The organism is Flexithrix dorotheae DSM 6795, assembly GCF_000379765.1.
Taxonomy (GTDB): domain Bacteria; phylum Bacteroidota; class Bacteroidia; order Cytophagales; family Flammeovirgaceae; genus Flexithrix; species Flexithrix dorotheae.
Window position 1 is genome coordinate 1 of record NZ_KB903451.1, and the last position, 17,079, is coordinate 17,079.

General features: G+C 38.2%; 13 protein-coding genes. 3 read left to right on the plus strand and 10 right to left on the minus strand.

Annotated features, from left to right (window positions below):
* Positions 1 to 90: 90 nt before the first annotated feature.
* The gene (locus A3EM_RS43195; protein ID WP_020528229.1) at positions 91 to 279 is read right to left on the minus strand and encodes a hypothetical protein; all 189 of its coding nucleotides are present in this window, start codon (positions 277 to 279) and stop codon (positions 91 to 93) included.
* Positions 280 to 516: 237 nt separating this feature from the next.
* On the opposite strand from A3EM_RS43195, the gene A3EM_RS0121145 reads away from it, so the two are divergent.
* Positions 517 to 912 (plus strand): DUF6503 family protein, encoded by a 396-nt coding sequence (locus tag A3EM_RS0121145; RefSeq protein ID WP_020530244.1) that lies wholly within the window; start codon positions 517 to 519, stop codon positions 910 to 912.
* Between the two features lie 40 nt (positions 913 to 952).
* Here A3EM_RS0121145 and A3EM_RS0121150 read toward each other — a convergent pair whose 3' ends face one another.
* The 5 genes from A3EM_RS0121150 to A3EM_RS43200 all read right to left on the minus strand — a co-directional run bounded on the left by A3EM_RS0121150 (position 953) and on the right by A3EM_RS43200 (position 5,272).
* Positions 953 to 1,243, minus strand: a complete 291-nt coding sequence (locus A3EM_RS0121150; RefSeq protein ID WP_026210474.1) for a hypothetical protein — start codon at positions 1,241 to 1,243, stop codon at positions 953 to 955.
* Positions 1,244 to 1,506: 263 nt separating this feature from the next.
* Positions 1,507 to 1,767: a TfoX/Sxy family DNA transformation protein gene (locus A3EM_RS0121155; protein ID WP_020530247.1), complete on the minus strand. Its 261-nt coding sequence runs from the start codon at positions 1,765 to 1,767 to the stop codon at positions 1,507 to 1,509.
* The gene (locus tag A3EM_RS0121160; protein ID WP_020530248.1) at positions 1,764 to 2,228 is read right to left on the minus strand and encodes a VOC family protein; all 465 of its coding nucleotides are present in this window, start codon (positions 2,226 to 2,228) and stop codon (positions 1,764 to 1,766) included. The genes A3EM_RS0121155 and A3EM_RS0121160 overlap by 4 nt, the downstream gene beginning before the upstream one ends.
* 71 nt (positions 2,229 to 2,299) lie before the next feature.
* On the minus strand, positions 2,300 to 3,130 hold the full coding sequence (locus A3EM_RS0121165) for an AraC family transcriptional regulator (RefSeq protein WP_020530249.1): 831 nt from the start codon (positions 3,128 to 3,130) through the stop codon (positions 2,300 to 2,302).
* Positions 3,131 to 3,142: 12 nt separating this feature from the next.
* Positions 3,143 to 5,272, minus strand: coding sequence for an alginate lyase family protein (locus A3EM_RS43200; RefSeq protein WP_020530250.1), 2,130 nt, complete (start codon positions 5,270 to 5,272; stop codon positions 3,143 to 3,145).
* Between the two features lie 255 nt (positions 5,273 to 5,527).
* Between A3EM_RS43200 and A3EM_RS46085 the strand changes: the two genes are divergently transcribed.
* Positions 5,528 to 7,345 carry a PAS domain-containing sensor histidine kinase gene (locus A3EM_RS46085; protein ID WP_020530251.1) on the plus strand — a complete coding sequence of 606 codons (1,818 nt, stop codon included), beginning with the start codon at positions 5,528 to 5,530 and terminating at the stop codon, positions 7,343 to 7,345.
* On the opposite strand, the gene A3EM_RS0121180 is transcribed toward A3EM_RS46085, so the two are convergent.
* Entirely contained in the window at positions 7,342 to 8,847 is a 1,506-nt protein-coding gene (locus A3EM_RS0121180) for a TolB family protein (protein WP_020530252.1), read from the minus strand. The genes A3EM_RS46085 and A3EM_RS0121180 overlap by 4 nt on opposite strands.
* Before the next feature lie 230 nt (positions 8,848 to 9,077).
* Here A3EM_RS0121180 and A3EM_RS0121185 point away from each other — a divergent pair, with 230 nt between their 5' ends.
* Positions 9,078 to 10,349: a glycoside hydrolase family 117 protein gene (locus A3EM_RS0121185; protein WP_020530253.1), complete on the plus strand. Its 1,272-nt coding sequence runs from the start codon at positions 9,078 to 9,080 to the stop codon at positions 10,347 to 10,349.
* 20 nt (positions 10,350 to 10,369) lie between these two features.
* Here A3EM_RS0121185 and A3EM_RS0121190 read toward each other — a convergent pair whose 3' ends face one another.
* The 3 genes from A3EM_RS0121190 to A3EM_RS0121200 all read right to left on the minus strand — a co-directional run bounded on the left by A3EM_RS0121190 (position 10,370) and on the right by A3EM_RS0121200 (position 17,073).
* Complete coding sequence (locus tag A3EM_RS0121190) at positions 10,370 to 11,701, minus strand: vanadium-dependent haloperoxidase (protein ID WP_020530254.1); 1,332 nt, start codon at positions 11,699 to 11,701, stop codon at positions 10,370 to 10,372.
* Between the two features lie 33 nt (positions 11,702 to 11,734).
* On the minus strand, positions 11,735 to 15,130 hold the full coding sequence (locus A3EM_RS0121195; RefSeq protein WP_020530255.1) for a VCBS repeat-containing protein: 3,396 nt from the start codon (positions 15,128 to 15,130) through the stop codon (positions 11,735 to 11,737).
* A gap of 92 nt (positions 15,131 to 15,222) precedes the next feature.
* The gene (locus A3EM_RS0121200; RefSeq protein ID WP_020530256.1) at positions 15,223 to 17,073 is read right to left on the minus strand and encodes a RagB/SusD family nutrient uptake outer membrane protein; all 1,851 of its coding nucleotides are present in this window, start codon (positions 17,071 to 17,073) and stop codon (positions 15,223 to 15,225) included.
* Between the last annotated feature and the right edge of the window lie 6 nt (positions 17,074 to 17,079).

Below are 17,079 nucleotides of genomic sequence, written 5' to 3' on the forward strand. Positions count from 1 at the left end.
TTTCTTGTAAATAACTACTCATCCGAAATCCTTGAGGACTGCTTGCAAGGCAATGATTTTTATTCACTATCAACTTGCCAAAACTTGACTTTATTTTTTTTTCTTGTTCTTTTTATAGGACTCATCCCCAAGACTATTTTGTAATACTTCCCGACCCAATTTTGCCCATACCTCAACAAACGACTTCTCATATTCATACCCACTAGTTTGGCCTTGTTGAGAGGCTTGCCATAATTTAATTTCTGCCTGTATCTTAGCGGTTAATTCTTCAGTGGTCATCAGATATCTGGTTTTGGTTTTAGTACTTTTTCAAGATAATCCTTTTTATGCAATTTTTCAATAAATCTTTAAGGCTGGGAAGTTTGACGTGCACCCATCAAAAGCGACTTTGTTTATCCTGATAGTGCTTTCTATAAGCTGGAAATTGGACTTGACAATCCCGGAAAACGAGTTTCCTATGCCAATACCACTTTAGGCCAATGTGTTGATTTTACAGGCGATTCCTGTGAAGTGATCATGGGAAACAAAACCTGTGAGCAGGCTGCCTGGACCAGGAATTTTTATCATTTTATTATGGGGCTTCCTATGACCCTCCAAAATGATGAGGGTAAGATAAAGGATGCTCTGGTAAAAACTTCATTTCATCAAATGCCTTCGTATCGGGTAAAAATTGATTATGTAAAAGAAAAATGGCATTTCTATTTTTCTGAATCAAATTATCAGCTTATTGGGTTTGCTTTTGATAAAAACTTTGAAGAAAAGGCAGAGGAAATCCAGACAGAAGGTTTAATTGAAGTGGACGGCATGAAATTATGCAAAATGCGTTCCTGGTGGATCACTACCGACTCCCTGTCTCCAATTTATTCAGGAAAGGATGAAATTATTAATTCTGAAAATTGGGAGAAAAATTGATGACAAGCTTTTTCAAAGGCCTCTTTCTTTGCTGAAGAATTTAATTCCCGGCAAATGGAGTCCCGAAAATACCTACTGCAAGTTCAGCCCAGGTGAGTAAAAACAGCCCGAAAACTACCAGCACAAGAAAAAACCTTTGTTTATGGCTCCTTACCAATCTGAGAATCAACTCACAAACTAATCCCGTACTCATTAAAAGAAATCCCATAATTAAAAAATCAAAACCTGACCAATTTACTTCATTGGTAAATTGCATGGCAATGAAGGGAATTAATAACAAAAATGGAACTCCAAGAAGAATCAAAAACAACCTTTGGTTTGGAATAGTCATAATTTTATTTTTTAAAAAGTTCTTTGAGTTACAAAGTAAATTAAATTCTCTATTTATGCAAATTATAGTTGAATTTATTTTCTTCTCCAGGTTCTTTAAATAGAGAGAAACAACAGGTGGATCTCAATCAAAGGAAAGCGAAAAATTTTTGAACTTTATTCATTAAAACCAGGCAGCATGAATTTCTGATGGAGCAATTCCCCCAATATTTTTTGGTAATTGGGAAATCAAAAAAGGTACGGGTTTAAACCCATACCATTTTTTTAAATTTCATCCAACAAAGTCTCTTTAATTTCCTCAGGCAACTTTCGCCAGTCCAGGTCCATCAAAGCACCCTGAAGGGAATATAAATAATAGCATTTAGGAATTGTTTTACCCGGATGTAATTCACAAATATTTCTGTAGGCCCCCACCGGAGTAATTTCAGCCAAATCTGCCAGGGTAAATACCCCGATTTCATTCAGGCGCTGCCTGATTGTTATCCCAATATTTCTGGCCTTTTTCAATTCAATTGAGGCTTTCATCCTTCATCTGGTTTGGTGTAAGTCACGATATCAATTCCAATTCCGTTGGGGTCCACAATGGCGAAATGTCTGTCTCCCCAGGGCTCATCCCGTATGTCCACTTCGATTTTTACTCCTTTTTGTTTAAGTCGTTGATAAACTTCATCTACCTTTTCCACTTCAATAGTCAGGTAAACTCCTTTGCCGCTGAAAGGCTCCTGAAATATTGGTTTTTGGGTAGGATGTCTTGGTAACAAAAAGCTAATTTCCGATGACTTGTCCGGTGCATGCATCAGTAAGTAGAATTCATTCTCAAAGGTGACTCCAAAGTCTAAATAATTAGTGTAGAATGCTTTGGTTTCCAACAATTTTTCCGTGATAATTCCTGCATTAAATTTCATTTGATTTACTTTTAAATGGTTATCCTGACAATATGCAAATCCAGATATTACTGAAAATGCCAATACAATAATTTTCTTCATTCCAATTATTTTTTAGTTAAATCAAATTTAGATTGAAAACTGAGGCAGGGATTGTAAAAATCGGACAAAATCTAATGAAAGGCTTGCATGGGAGTTACACCATAAAAGGTTTTGAAATCCTTAATAAAATGAGCCTGATCGTAAAATCCTACATCATAAAATAGCTTGTTGTTTTTAAGGCTACGGATAGAAGGTTTGGCATTTAGAATACACTGAAACCGAACGACTTTACTAAAAGATTTGGGTGTGGTACCTATGTAATAATTAAATATTCTTCGGAGTTGTCTTGGGCTCAATCCGGTATTTAATTCCTGTTCTGTTTCAAGGGTTCCGGATTTTTCGAAAATTAGTTTTAAAGCTTTAAAGAATCTCCCGTCAAAATCAAAATTACGATTGGCAATCTCAGCTTCAATAAAGGCATGCAGAGTCTTTGAAATCACTTCAAAATCCTGATGCTGATGAATATTTTTAGAGATAAATTCCGCAGTTTTGGGAAGTATTTTATTTAATTCCTGTGACTGATTACTCAGTGATTTAGCATCTACTCCAAACAAAAGCGGAAAAGCAGATGGAAGGAACCTGATACCCAGGTAATCGAATGCTTTCCCGATACCGAATTCGGTATATTTTCGGCAAAAACCCATTACAAAACTTTCCTCAGCATTGTAATGATTAAAAAAAATATCAATGCAACCATCCGACACTACCCTATAAATATAGGGACTGCTCAGCGGAGTTTTGGTCTTCAGCTGCCAAAAACAATAGATAAAATGTGCTACTTTACCTTCAGGATAAATTTCCCGATAAATAATATCACCATTATCCTTTTCAATTGTTATCGCTGGCTGAATTGGCCTGAAATATTTTTTTATTGCCTCAAATTCCTTCACATTTTTTTTCAATATTTGATTTTTCTAAAAATCCACCTTTACCTTCGATACGTCTTTTTCAAGTGGAAGATAAATTTTCACGGGATTTTGACTGGGTTTGGATACAGTAATTTCCACTACCCCTTTATTTTCTTTAAAAGTAGTCTTTATTTTTTGTACCTCCTCTTTTGCTGGAACCAATACCCAGGCAAAGCACTTAGTTCCTGAAATACCAGTTTGGTAAATTAAAGTCGGAATAGGAGTTTTTACCCCATATTCTGCACTATACCATCCCTGAATAAATGGTTCTTCCTGCCCTTTTACAATCGTTGGATTCCAGTCCACATCATCCCCTAAGGGAATAATACTCAAATTAGGCCCATCAGAATTTTCTGTTACAACCCCATTGCCTTGAAGCTTTAATTTAGAATCGGGTGAAAAATGCCATAAAACCTCCAGATCTCTCTGCCGGTCCGTTTCAAACTGATCCAGCACTACCCAAAATTCATCGTGGAGATAAAGCACAGAACGGGAATGTACAGCAGTTCCTTCTGTTTTTTCAAAACCATCTGTAAAGGTTCCATAGGAATAATCATATTTAGGATGATGAATAAAATCTTTGCCCTCTTCCAGTGGGGAGTTCGTCCGTACAGGCCCTTCACTTTGCCCATTTCCATCCACTAAAATGACATTATGAGAAAGAGAACTTCGGAAATACCCTCTCCAGATCGTTGGATCAAAACTGAAATAATCTTTGTGGGTAAAGCGGCCACCATCCACCAATAAATCTTTTCCATAAGCCGAGATGGATAAATGAAGCTTATCTCTGTGCTGATGACCTGTTCCATAAGGACCATTGTCAAAAAAGGACCAGTGGGCATTTTTATCCCAACCACTTCGCATCACGTGAATTCCTGCCCATGGAAAAGTAAGTGATGGTCCTTTGGGAGGCTTTTCTCCACTTTTTCCATTTGTTGCTATCCATTCCCAGTCGGGTTTATTATATTTTTTTGCCGCATGAAGCACTCGGGGCCTCAGGTCTTCCCGGTCTGAATCACTATTAAGCGGTTGGTGACCGTCTGGGCGCATGGCATAAGCCAGGTAAGCATACATTTCTTCAATTCGCTGAATATAGGCTTGGGAAATCTCTCTGTCTGCTTTTTTAAAATTATCAGCTACTGATTCGAACCTATGCAAGGCTACCCACTGTGTTTTGGTAGAAAGTTCTGTTTGGAGCCCGTCTGGATAAACCTGTCTGTTTATTTCATTTGTCATGACTTCCAAGGCATAATTGGCCCAATCTTCACTTTCTTTAAACTCCGGAAAGGCTAATCCGGCAAGTGCCAAACCATTCATTTCCATGGTAGTCCAGTTATGTCCCGATTTGTGGTATTTCCTTAAAAAACCAGCCTGCTCCTGTAGGCTACACAACATTAATAAACGGGTTGCAGGGCTGAATTCTTCATCATCCTGAAAGGCATAAAAGGTTTGTGGCCAGGTAGCACCTAATCTTTGGCCGGCTTGTAAAGTTCGCCATTCCACCTCTCCAATATCCCGGTAATCCAGTGAAATATCAGGATCTAAAACCAGATAAACTGAATCCCCCTTCTCCGGCAACTTATGATGGATCACCCAATCTTTCATGAGCCTGTCGAAAGCCTGAATATATTGCTTATTTCCAGTTTGTTGGGTAGCGGTCAAAAAGGTAAGCATGTACCTGTGACCATTTAAAGTATATCCAAATTCATCGTCATGATCCGGACCGGTATGGTCCCACTTCCATCCCCCACTTTCGCTGACTGGCATTTTTTCAAATTTTCCTTCGAATATCATTGAATCTGAAGCAATGGCTCTGGCGATGTTTTCTATATGCTCATAAGGAGGAGTCTCCATGGTAGTGACCACCCAATCCCGCTTATTGTTTTTATAATGAGCAAGAAGTTGCTGTAATCCCCCAATGGTATCTTTTCTTACCAAAAATTGTCTTACAGATTCCAAATCTGCCTGCTGCAGGTCCAGAGCATTAAGCATATCCCTTATTCTTTCCGCATCGTATGTCCATAAACTTTCTACAGAATTAATTTTTTGCCATTTGGCCTGTTCTGAGCTTTGTTTTACTCCGCAGCCTGTTAGAAAAAATATTCCCCATATCAGGCCAATGTATTTCATTTTCATATTTGTTTAGTTTAAGATAGGTCTATTAATATAGACCTTAGAAAAGTGCAATTAGACTATCTCCAGGCCATAAAAATTCCCAAAAGAATTAATTCTAATGAATTTCTTAAATCAGGCATGGCAAATACCCACTTTTATCCTACCTTTATAGGCAATAATTTTTTGTAATTAGTCAATCAGCTAATAAAATAGGTTTTTCCTTCGAAACTATTATTAATTGGCTTTGAAATTATCCGGGCCATATTATTATTTTAGATGCACACTCAACTTCAGATATTCAAGGAGATAATTGAACCAATTCTCATTTTGGATAAAGAGGGATACATAATTTTTGCCAACCCCTCATTTGAAAATCTGAGTGGGTATTCTTATTCAGCGTTGTCCGGAAAATCGATCAAGATATTATTTCCTGATACTTCAGGAAACAATGCTCACACTTCCATCTTTAGCGCTATTTCTAATTTTACCCCAATAAAGCTGGGAAAAGAACAGCCTTTATATTTACTGAAAAAGGATCTGGAAAAAATTCCTGTGGGAATTTCACTGAGTGTCATTGAAACCGAAAACGCAAAGGTGCTTATTGCTTTGTTTTCAGAAAAAACAGAAGTTATCACCCAGGAGCAATTAAAACGGGCTAATTCTTTTTATTTATCGCTAATTGAGCATAATGAGGACCACATTTTTCAATTAGATAAAGATCTGAATATCAGGTACATCAACCATGTAGCTCCGGGTTTAAAAAGAGAAGAAGTATTGGGCACAAGCCTACTTCCACTTTTACCGGATGAAGCCACTAAAATCAGGGTTAAAAATATCCTTCAGAATTCTTTTAAAACAGGAAAGCCTGATTCGTACGAAATCAATTTCAATTCTCCAAATGGCATTATTCGGTATGATACAACCGTTACTCCAGTGGTGAAAAATGGCAATGTAGAAGCAGTAAACCTCATATCCAGAGATTTTACTAATGAATACAAGCTCAAGTCTAAAATCCTGGAACACCAGAGGTTTATTGAAAATCTCGATAATTATTCCCTTAATGGCGTTTATATTTATAATATTCAAAAAGGTATAAATACTTATATTAATAAAAGGTATGAGGAAATTTTAGGCTATTCCCTGCAGGAAATTAATGACATGAGCCCGGAGGAATTTTTTGCACTTTTTCATCCTGATGATGCCCAGGCAATCTCTGACCATATGAAGGAAGTTTCAAATCTTAAAAAAGGAGAATTTTCGGAATTGGAATACAGATTTAAGGCTAAAAACGGAAATTGGGTTTGGTGTTTATCCCGGGATGCTGGTTTTGATTTCGATGAAGAAGGAAATGTGATTAGTTTTATAGGAACATTTATTGATCTTTCGAGGCAGAAAAAAATTGAGGAATCTTTAAAAGCCAAGAATAAGGAGATTGAAAGCTTTGTATACATTGCCTCTCATGATTTAAAAAGTCCTTTAAATTCTGTAAAACAGATTTTTAATCATATTCTTGGCAGGTATGCACTCGACCCTACCGTTGAAGAGTTTATGGGTATTGCTTTAAGGTCTGTGGATAGATTAAGAGAGTTGGTATCCAACCTGTTGGATTATTCCTTAATTGAAAAAAAATACCAACTTGAACAGGTTGATCTTCAGCATCTTATTCAAATAGTATCTACAGATTTAAGAAGCCTTCTTGAGGAAAATAAGGCTGTGTTAGATTATGGCGCGTTACCTAAAATACCTGCCTACCGTGTACCAATTCGACAACTGATTCAGAACCTGATTTCAAATGGCATAAAATACCACCGCGAAAATGTGACTCCAAAAATTTCAATTAGCTGTTCTGAAAAAGAAACACATTATTTATTTAAAGTCAGGGATAACGGAATTGGAATAGAAGAGAAAGATTTCCAGAAAATATTTGTCCCTTTTTCAAGATTGGAAAATGAAAGGAATGCTCATGGAAATGGCCTTGGATTAGCCAATTGCAAAAAAATAATAGAATTACACCAGGGAAAAATCTGGGTGGAAAGTACATTACAAAAAGGCAGTACCTTTTATTTTACCATCAGGAAATTCTTATCAGCCTAAAGTTTAGAATTGGTTACAAAGGAAATATGTTGGCTATCGGGGGACCAGCTTGGCACATTAATCGTTCCCTGACCTCCGTAGAGATAGGCCAATATTCGTGGTTTTCCCCCTTCATAGGGCATAATTCTCAAAAGACAATGTTTGTAAAAAGGATGATCAGTCGGATCAATATCTTTGGGGAAAGAAATAAACAATATCCATTTTTGATCGGGACTGATATGGGGAAACCAGTCATTGTACTCGTCATGGGTAAGCTGAATCTGATTTTTTCCATCAGCATCCATTTTCCAAAGTTTCATTTTACCGGTTCTAACCGAATTAAAAAAGATGCGTTTACCATCGGGGCTGTATTCAGGACCGTCATCCAGGGTTTTCTGGTTGGTTAATTGCGTTTCCTTTCCCGTGTTGATATCCACATGATAAATATCAAACTGCTCCTTTCTGTATCCTGTAAAAACCATTTTTTTCCCATCAGGCGACCAGCCATGAAAATAAGAATCTCCCACCCCGGGTTTGGTCACCGCTACTGGCTCCGCAGACCCTTCTACTGGTAAATAATAGATGGTAGAGCTATTATTATCTTCAGGATTATGATGGCTTATTCCTATTGTTTTACCATCCACCGTTAGCGCATGGTCATTGTTATTTTTATTGGCCATTCCTGTATTAATCAGGGAAATTTCCTCTGTTTTAAAATGATAATTATACAGGTAGCCTTTTGAATTGTATATTAAACTTTCTCCATCAGGTGTCCAGTTTGGGGCCTGAATGGAATGGGCATTGCTAAACAATACTTTCCGGTGACCCGACTTAATATCCATAACCTCCATATGGCTGCCAATATAATCCTGATAAGGTCTAAAATCCGGATCTGCAGGTCTGATGATTCTCACATTTCGAAAAACTGCAGTTTCCATAATTTCCGGGTTATGTGAGCAGACATAAAGCCCTACATAAACCTCTTCACCAAGAGGCATTGAATCTAGTTTCACCGTGGTGAATTCTTCCCCAAATTTTGCCGTAGACATGATAAAGGTATCTCCAATTCGCTCAAGCTGGATGACATCGGGTAAAGAATCCGTAGAAGTGACTTCTTCAGTATCCCCACCAATACTTTTTCTATATTGTAATGAAGTTAAACCATCCCCATGGACACTCACATTTACATGATGGGAATTATTTGCAAGGTTATTTTTAACTATCCATCCGAGCTTCCGGTGAGGATCCACCCCAGCTCCTAAAAATTTGGCTTCTGCCCTCAAAATAAAATCCCCTTTCAGGGATTTCCACAAATAATGAAACTCATCTTCACCAAACCACATATTTACACCCGATCCACCAATGGTATAGGTTTGTTCCAAAGAATTGTAGGACACAAATCCTTTATTTTTACAATTTCCCACATCCGTGTGGTTTTCAAAAAGACCTAATGGTGATTGACTGTGGGAGGGATTAAACATACTGGTAACAAAACAAAGGATAAGGAATAAATTTTTTTTCATTTTATGATACTTCTGATAAGGGTAAATTGCAAAACCTACACCTCCACAAATTACTGAATATCAATCACAATCCAGGGATTTTTGGAAAAAAAAATTTGATTTATGCCTCCATCTTGAACAGTCTTCCTTAAGTATTTTAATTTTCATTGGTTTTGGGAAAAATAAAAGCCTTAACCGTAGATTTTACGTTTATAATTTCTCATTTTTGTTTATACAACCTTATTTCAATTATGAGAAATATTTTTTCCCTGTTACCAATCTTTTTTTTACTCTTCAATTGTTCCACCAAAAAAGAACCATCCCAAACCTCTTCAGCATTTCCATTCCATCTGCCAGAGGAAAAACCTGATAGGGATTTAAGTGCGGCTTTGGCCAGAAATTACGATGCCTATCCTGCGCCCAGACCTGAAGACAATGAACTTTTTTCCCAGTTTAAATACACCGCACTGGAGGGTTTCGATTATCATGACCATGACGGGACCATTTCCCGAAGAGATCCTTCAAAAGTAATTTTTGCCAACGATAAATATTATGTCTGGTATACCAAAAGACATACTTCATTACCACCTCAGGGGGCAAAAAAAAGCAATGATACCATTCCTTCTGCTGATTGGGATTTAGCTGAAATATGGTACGCTACCAGTAAAGACGGGTTCACCTGGGAAGAGCAGGGTGTAGCCATTTCCCGGCCAGAAAAACCCAGCGTGGGATGGCGTTCTGTGACTACAGCCGATATTTTGTTTTGGGAAGGTAAATATTATCTCTATTACCAGGGTTTTATGCAGGCCAGTGGTTTAAGAGGAGACGACTGTCCTGTAACAGTTTCCTATGCCGATTCTCCTGATGGGCCATGGACTCCTCATAATGAAATTGTAATTCCTAATGGAAAAGAAGGCGAATGGGACCAGTATTCTATTCACGATCCTTATCCTTTGGTTTACAAGGGAAAAATTTATTTATATTATAAATCTGATTTTGATGAAAAACCTCATTTGGTAAGAATGCAGGGGCTTGCCATGGCCGATAATCCTTTGGGTCCTTTTACCAAACATCCTCTGAATCCTGTAATTTCTTCAGGACATGAAACTTCTCTATTTCCTTTTAAATCCGGAATTGCAGCTTTGGTTTATAAGGATGGAAATGAACATAACACTATTCAATATGCTGAGGATGGGGTTAATTTTGAAATTGCAGCGATTACAGAGCTCATGCCTTATGCTGCAGCTCCTTTTGTACCCGATGCCTTTTCCAATACCAAAGACGGACGCGGAATTACCTGGGGAATGGCACACTTTATCAATGTTTCCGGCTGGGAAAAGTTTAATTCAATGCTGGTAAGATTTGACTGTGACTTGAGTCAGGATATTCATGACAAGGAGATGAAAAATCATCGAGTTATTCATTCTCCGGAAGTCTATTATAAGCAAGGCTTAAGTGAAAATCAGAAAAAACGAATAGAAGAAGAAAACCGTAAATTGCTTTCTTCTTCCGAAAGTGAGTAAAATTAATGTAGGGTAGTATTTTACTGCCCCACACTTTCCCCCTCAATGGTTTTGATAACCCATTTCCCAATATTAATGCCCTGAGCGGTTCCATTTTCATTGGCATCACGGTAATGAATTCCGCCATATAACCGGGAAACCGCAGCCTCTCTGGCGGCTGCCATAAAGGATTCAAATTTTCTGTTTGGAAGGCCATATTTGACTTCCACATCATCTACAAAACTGAAATTTTCTCCAAAGTAATGGGTAAGAATGGTGCCCATCGCACCCGATACCGTGGAATGACCGCTGGTATATTCCGGGAAAGGAGGAGTTTGTAATAATGGCTCCCATTTAGGATCAATATATTTTCTAATCGCTGTTTCTGGCCTGATCCGGTTACTTCTGTATTTTTCATCCCAGCAAGAAAGAAAAGCGTCCATCATTCCGGTACTGACCGTGGTATGAATTCTCAAGGATTCATTGAAATCTTTATTAGCCTGTTCACAGGCAATTCCGGTAATTCCCATCCAGTGTGCTCCGGGAGAGATTTTTTTTAGGGCTACCATTAAATGCCCTGTAGTTTGCATGGCAAAGGGATTGCAATCCCAAAAAGATGCAATAGTTCTGGTTTCCTCAGTGAGGGAAATGCCCTCCTCATAGACTTCCTGCAGCATTTTAAAATAATCCGATTCAGGATCTTCGCTAAAAGGCACCGGTGGTAATGGCTTAAACTGAGCACCTGAATCCAGTGTAAAAGGACGCAAAGTATTGAAGTGTGGCTCAACAGCTCCAAAATATGCCGGAGGTGTGGGATACCAATATTCCTTTCCCTCCTTGGGTGTATACTTAGGCAAACTGGTAGTTTTATTATAGAGGTCGGCCTGGGCATATTTCAAAATCTGAGTACTGATATCCAGCGCATATTTCTCTGAATTTTCAATTACCTTTTTGGAAAAACCCAGCCTGATACAGGAATCTAAAAAACTTTTTTTATAATCTTCCAGCATAATACCCGAAGGTTGAAGTTTTTTGGCCGTTTCCAGCATCGCTAAAATGGCACTCAATGATGCTGAATAGTCTATTATTTCCGGTTTTTGAATTTCGGGAAAATCGTTTAAAACACCGTGTAAACTATTATACCCAGGATCATTTAGGGCGATTACTTCATATCCAGAAATACAGGAATAAGCAAAAAAACGAGAAGCCAGGGGTGGATTAGTCACATCGTAAACCATGACATCGGTAAGCTTAATGATGGTTTTGCTAATGTCCTTATTTTGTAAAGCTATATCTGTTTTGTTCCCTTCCTGACAGCCGGTTAAAATGGCTATTAAAATAAAAATTAAATTAAAGTAAAATATGTTCTTCATCTTCTTAAAATGCTTTCTTACAATGTCCTTTTCTTACTTTATGACCAGTTTTTGATCACTTGAGATGCTTGTATTGGTATAGGCTTTAATTTCGGATTGATTTATTCCAAACAAAAGGATATTGTCTAATTTTAAAACACTTCTCACATCACCGCTTATATTAAATCCGGACTCTGTTTGTGGTACATAGGAAAAATTACCATTTTTATTCCCTCTAAGCAATATTCCATAATTTGCATCATTTTTCCCAAATCGCAATTTAGCCTTGCTTGTATTGCCACAAAGCAGTAAATCTTTTATTCCATCAAGGTTATAATCCAAAGATGTAATGGTATGGACAGGGGAATACTGTACCTGCTCCGGCAATTCTACGAATTGAAATTTCCCATTTGGCTGGCTTTGGAAATAGACTGTTTTCAATTCATTAATTGCGAGATGTTTCACTCCTTTCATATCTTCCTCCGAGAAAATATCATGGATTTGGGCATCTGCATAACTTTTATAATTGGGGAACTTGCTTCTTAGTTTTGTAATCTGACCAAGCAATTCATCTCGGGTAACAGATGGGTAACTTTTCCCCTGGATATAAAAACAGAAAATAGGGTCAACTGCCCCGTTGTTATCAAAATCTTTATAATATAAATCGGCTGGCTCTCTGTCACTTACTTTACATTGGGAATTCAGTCCGAAATTTCCTACGACCAAATCAGGTCTGCCATCCTTATTCAAATCATCCACCAGTAGTTTATTCCACCAGCCACTGTATTCCTTATCAAAAAACTGAGTTGTATTTTCAACCAGTTTTCCCTGCTCATTGCTATAAACCTGAATAGGCATCCACTCTCCAGCTATGATCAATTCTTCAGTTTCATCGCCATCCAGATCAACCCAGACGGCATCGGAAATAAGCCCTGGATTTTCAAGCGAAGGGGCAATTTCGGGGGTTTTGATCTCAAATTTCCCTTTTCCATTATTGAGTAAAATATAGGAAACCGGTATCTCGGGAAAAGCTCCGGGAATCACCTTACTACCCACAAACAAATCTGGTGATCCGTCTTGATCGATATCAGCAGCACTCACACAGCTACTGCTGGTCAACATTATCGGCAAACTGTTTTCATCTTTTTCAAATGTACCATTGCCTTTATTCAGATAAAGACGATCTTGTAAGGCTTTATCCTCAGGGGAAAAATTACCATATCCCCCACTACAAACATATAAATCCTGATGCCCATCTCCATTGGCATCAAAAAATAATGCGTTTACATCTTCACTACCCTTACTATCTGCGAAGACTCCAGAATTGTCTTTCCTGAATTTTCCCCCAACAGCCTGGATAAATAACTGACTCTCCTGCCCTACACTTCCTCCCACAAATACATCTTCCAGTCCATCCCCATTCACATCTCCTTTCACCATACAGGGCCCATCAAATGAAAGTGGATTCACCATTAAAGGCTGTCTTTTAAAATCATTGATATTATTTTTCTGATGGGCAAATGAAACCGGTGAATTGTTTGTCCTGAAAACCGGCTTATTATTTTTAAAGGTTTTTTCAATGGATTGAGCATTTCCCTCCTCTAAAACCAGAGTCTGATCCGGCTTTACTTTCTGAAGTACCTGGGTTTTACCATTCAACCATGCTATTTTGACAGAATCGATTTTATTGTTTTCTCCCAAACCAAAATGAAGTACGGGAGAAACACTCGACTGATAGCCTCTGGTTGGCATTTGCTCCAAATATTGTTGCTGGCCATTACTGTAAATCGTCACTTTTGCACCAAGGCCAAAAGTGTTTTTCCCCTCTCCTTTCAGTTTTATTTTCAGGTAATGACTTTCGCTGGTCTCTATCGTTTTATTCTGATAAACAAAGGCCGATTTGTTGATATTATTAATGACCAAATCAAGGTCTCCATCATTGTCCAGATCGGCATAAGTGGCTCCCGTGCTGCTTGCTGTAGCATCCAGTCCCCACTCCTTTTGTTTATTTTCAAAAGTTAAATCCGCATTATTCTGATAAATGTAATTGGATACATTAGAAGCCGGCATTTTATGCACGAGTTCCAGAATATCTTTTCTCACTAATTTTCCCTGCTTGCTGGAAGTGAAATTTCCCATGTATTTCAAAAAATCCATGTTGGTATAATCACGGACATAGCCATTGGTAACCAACAAATCTTTCCAGCCATCATTGTTGTAATCGGCAAATAAGGCCGACCAGCTCCAATCCGTATTGGAGATGCCTGCCATCTGACCAACTTCACTAAATATTGGCCGACTTTCATTTAAATTCCCATTATTCATTTGAAGCATATTCCGCATGTACTGGTAATGAAAACCAACCTTGAGATTAAGGTTAAAAAGTTCGTAGTTATCTGGGGCAAATAGCAGTTTTTGCCTTCTGTTATCTTCCGGTAACATGTCCAGGGTATATAAATCTACCAGCCCGTCATTGTTCACATCGGCAATGTCATTTCCCATTGAAAAATGAGAGGTATGCCCAAAAACTTCCTGAAGTTTATTGGTGAAAGTCCCGTCCTGATTGTTGAAATAGAGGTAATCCGGAATAGAGTAATCATTTCCCACGTAGATGTCCTGCCAGCCATCGTTATTAAAATCGGCTATGCCAATGCCCAGTCCATAAGAAAGGGAAGCACTCACAATTCCAGCTTTTGGGGTAATGTCCATAAATCGGTGCTGGCCATCAGGGGTGGTTATATTTTCAAAAAGTCGTGATCCATAAACGGGATCGTCCTTTTCCATGTGTTCTCCGGTAGTGGTTTCATCCAAAACGGGTAAGGGAAAAGGGCTGTGGTTCAATAAAAACATATCCAGGTCTCCATCCTTGTCGAAATCGAAAAAGGAAGCCTGGGTACTTGTAGCAGGGCTATTTAGTCCATAAATTCTGGCTTTTTCTTCAAATAAAGGGATGCCATCCTTATTTACCCCTTGGTTAATATAAAGCTCATTAGTTCGGCTTGCAGGTTTCACATTTCCCGAATAACACAAATAAATATCCAGCCAGCCATCTCCATTTACATCGGCTAAAGTAACTCCGGTTTTCCATCCTCCTTTTCTGCCTTTCACCCTGGAAATTTCAGTAATATCTTTAAACTTAAAATCTCCCTGATTGAGGTAAACGGCATTGTCCACCATATTCCCCGAAAAAACCAAATCTTCCAAACCATCATTGTTCAAATCTCCCGCAGCCACCCCTGCACCATTGTAAAAGTATTCATACATCATTACATTGGTGTTAAGTCCCTCTTCCAGTTTATTATTGAAAGTGATATTGGTTTGGTCCTCGGGTAACAATGAAAACAATTTTGGTAATTCTTCAGGAGGCGCATCTTCACCAGTATTGCATTGCTGAACCAACAAAAGCAATAAAATAAAACCAGTGATTTGGAAAAGGAGTTTTTGAAACATTTATCAGTAGTTTTTAATCATATATCTTATTAATGAAAATATCTATCCCCGAAAAAACGGGGATAGATTTTTTAATGTTGAAATAATTCAGTTTATTCTCCTGCAAACCCGGGATTTTGTACAAGTTTATCATTACGATTCAATTCGTCTCTCTGTATTGGGATAAAATACAATTTATCATCCCAAACCCGTACTTCGTTCGCCAGTTCTGTAGGCGTATAGGTATAGTCATAATCTTCTTTGCTATACTTGTAAATTTCAACCTGTTTTCCTGGTTTTAGCTTTCCTTCAATCACTAATCCTACTGCTGGTCTGTGCAAAGTTTCACCAATCATCCACCTTCTGCCATCATAGAACCTGTGGTCTTCATAAGCTAATTCAATTCTTCTTTCATTTCTGTATCGCTCCTTAAGAGCTTCTCCGGTTTCTGTTAATTCTGGCATGGCAGCTCTCTTCCTGATTTGATTCAATACCGTTCTTGCCTCTGCATATTCACCAAGCTCAATTGATGCTTCAGCAAAATTTAACAATACTTCAGTATATCTAAAGAAAGGATATGGAACTTCCTGTCTTTCACCACTTCCGTTGTACCTTTTGTCATAGAATTTTTTCACATAATATCCGGATCGTGTACCATTCCAGTCTTCGATAGGAGAAGATCTTGTATCCAATCCAAAATGGGTGATCACAGAACTTGATGCCGCATCCCATTTTTCATAAGTACCAGTCTGAATTTGATTATATGGATCTCTTGATGCCACATCATCAGGTCTTGGTCTCCAGTCGGCACCATCATATAAAATGGTAGAATAGAAACGAGGATCTCTGTTTTCAAATGGAGCTGATGAATGATCAGGATTATCCCAGTCGAACTTGGTACCATCCATCATTTCAAAATCATCCACTAAGGTTTGCAGAGGTACATTTCCCGCCCAGTTGTGATAACCATTTGGTCCATTATTCAAGTGATATCTATCCCCTCTTTCATTTTTTTCACCAATCCAGTATCTGCTCCAAATGGTTTCACTGTTATCTTCCATAAACATGTTATACAGGTTTTCTGCTGCCTCTTCCTGCGAAGCAGGGTCGGGGAATTCCAGGCTATAGCCTAAATCCATAACAGCCTGGGCTGCATTTTTTGCTGCGGTCCATCTTGCAGTTCGGTCTCCTCCAGTATAACCTAGCAATTCTTTATTGGCATATCCTCCAATTAAAGAAGATTTAGTAGAAGCGGTTGGCATATCGTGCAAATCACTGGCAGCATATAACAACACTTCAGCTTTTAAAGCAAGGGCGGCTCCATAATTAGTTCGGCCTTTGTCCATTGTTTTGCCCTGAAGTTTTGAGGCCGCCATTTCCAAATCACTTAGAATAAAATTAACACTCTCTTCATAAGTATTTCTGGCAATAGTATAATCAGATCCACCTAATTGATAAATATCATCAATTAGTGGAACTCCTCCATAATTTTTTACCAACCCATGGTAATACCATGCTCTCATAAAATATATCTCCCCCATTAACCTTTCAGTTTCTGGTTCATCCTTTAACGGAGATTCCTCAATATTCACAAAAAAGTTATTACAGGCTCTGATGTATTTGTACATCTCTGGCCAGGTAAACATCCATTTTCCAGTTTCGGTAAAATGTGAAGATTGGTCATTCACATTGCCCTGTGGCACATCGGCAATAGCTCTACCATGGATGAACATGGCTTCGTCTGTCATAGAGGCCATCATTTCCTCATGAAACCCTCCATCATAAAGCCCTCTGTAAACATCATTTACATAAGCTTCTAATAAAGCAGGGTCAGTCCAGACATCACTCTGGGAAACTTCTCCCAGTGGTTTTGTATTCAGGAAGTCATCATTACAAGAATGAAAACCTAATGAAACAAAAACCAATAATCCAATTTTAAATATATTATTTGCTATTTTTTTCATAGTTCA

Excerpts from the sequence above, each read along its gene's own strand:
- A3EM_RS43195 (WP_020528229.1), bottom strand. The coding sequence starts at position 279 with ATGACCACTGAAGAATTAACCGCTAAGATACAGGCAGAAATTAAATTA.
- A3EM_RS0121145 (WP_020530244.1), top strand. The coding sequence starts at position 517 with ATGGGAAACAAAACCTGTGAGCAGGCTGCCTGGACCAGGAATTTTTAT.
- A3EM_RS0121150 (WP_026210474.1), bottom strand. The coding sequence starts at position 1,243 with ATGACTATTCCAAACCAAAGGTTGTTTTTGATTCTTCTTGGAGTTCCA.
- A3EM_RS0121155 (WP_020530247.1), bottom strand. The coding sequence starts at position 1,767 with ATGAAAGCCTCAATTGAATTGAAAAAGGCCAGAAATATTGGGATAACA.
- A3EM_RS0121160 (WP_020530248.1), bottom strand. The coding sequence starts at position 2,228 with ATGAAGAAAATTATTGTATTGGCATTTTCAGTAATATCTGGATTTGCA.
- A3EM_RS43200 (WP_020530250.1), bottom strand. The coding sequence starts at position 5,272 with ATGAAAATGAAATACATTGGCCTGATATGGGGAATATTTTTTCTAACA.
- A3EM_RS46085 (WP_020530251.1), top strand. The coding sequence starts at position 5,528 with ATGCACACTCAACTTCAGATATTCAAGGAGATAATTGAACCAATTCTC.
- A3EM_RS0121180 (WP_020530252.1), bottom strand. The coding sequence starts at position 8,847 with ATGAAAAAAAATTTATTCCTTATCCTTTGTTTTGTTACCAGTATGTTT.
- A3EM_RS0121185 (WP_020530253.1), top strand. The coding sequence starts at position 9,078 with ATGAGAAATATTTTTTCCCTGTTACCAATCTTTTTTTTACTCTTCAAT.
- A3EM_RS0121190 (WP_020530254.1), bottom strand. The coding sequence starts at position 11,701 with ATGAAGAACATATTTTACTTTAATTTAATTTTTATTTTAATAGCCATT.
- A3EM_RS0121195 (WP_020530255.1), bottom strand. The coding sequence starts at position 15,130 with ATGTTTCAAAAACTCCTTTTCCAAATCACTGGTTTTATTTTATTGCTT.
- A3EM_RS0121200 (WP_020530256.1), bottom strand. The coding sequence starts at position 17,073 with ATGAAAAAAATAGCAAATAATATATTTAAAATTGGATTATTGGTTTTT.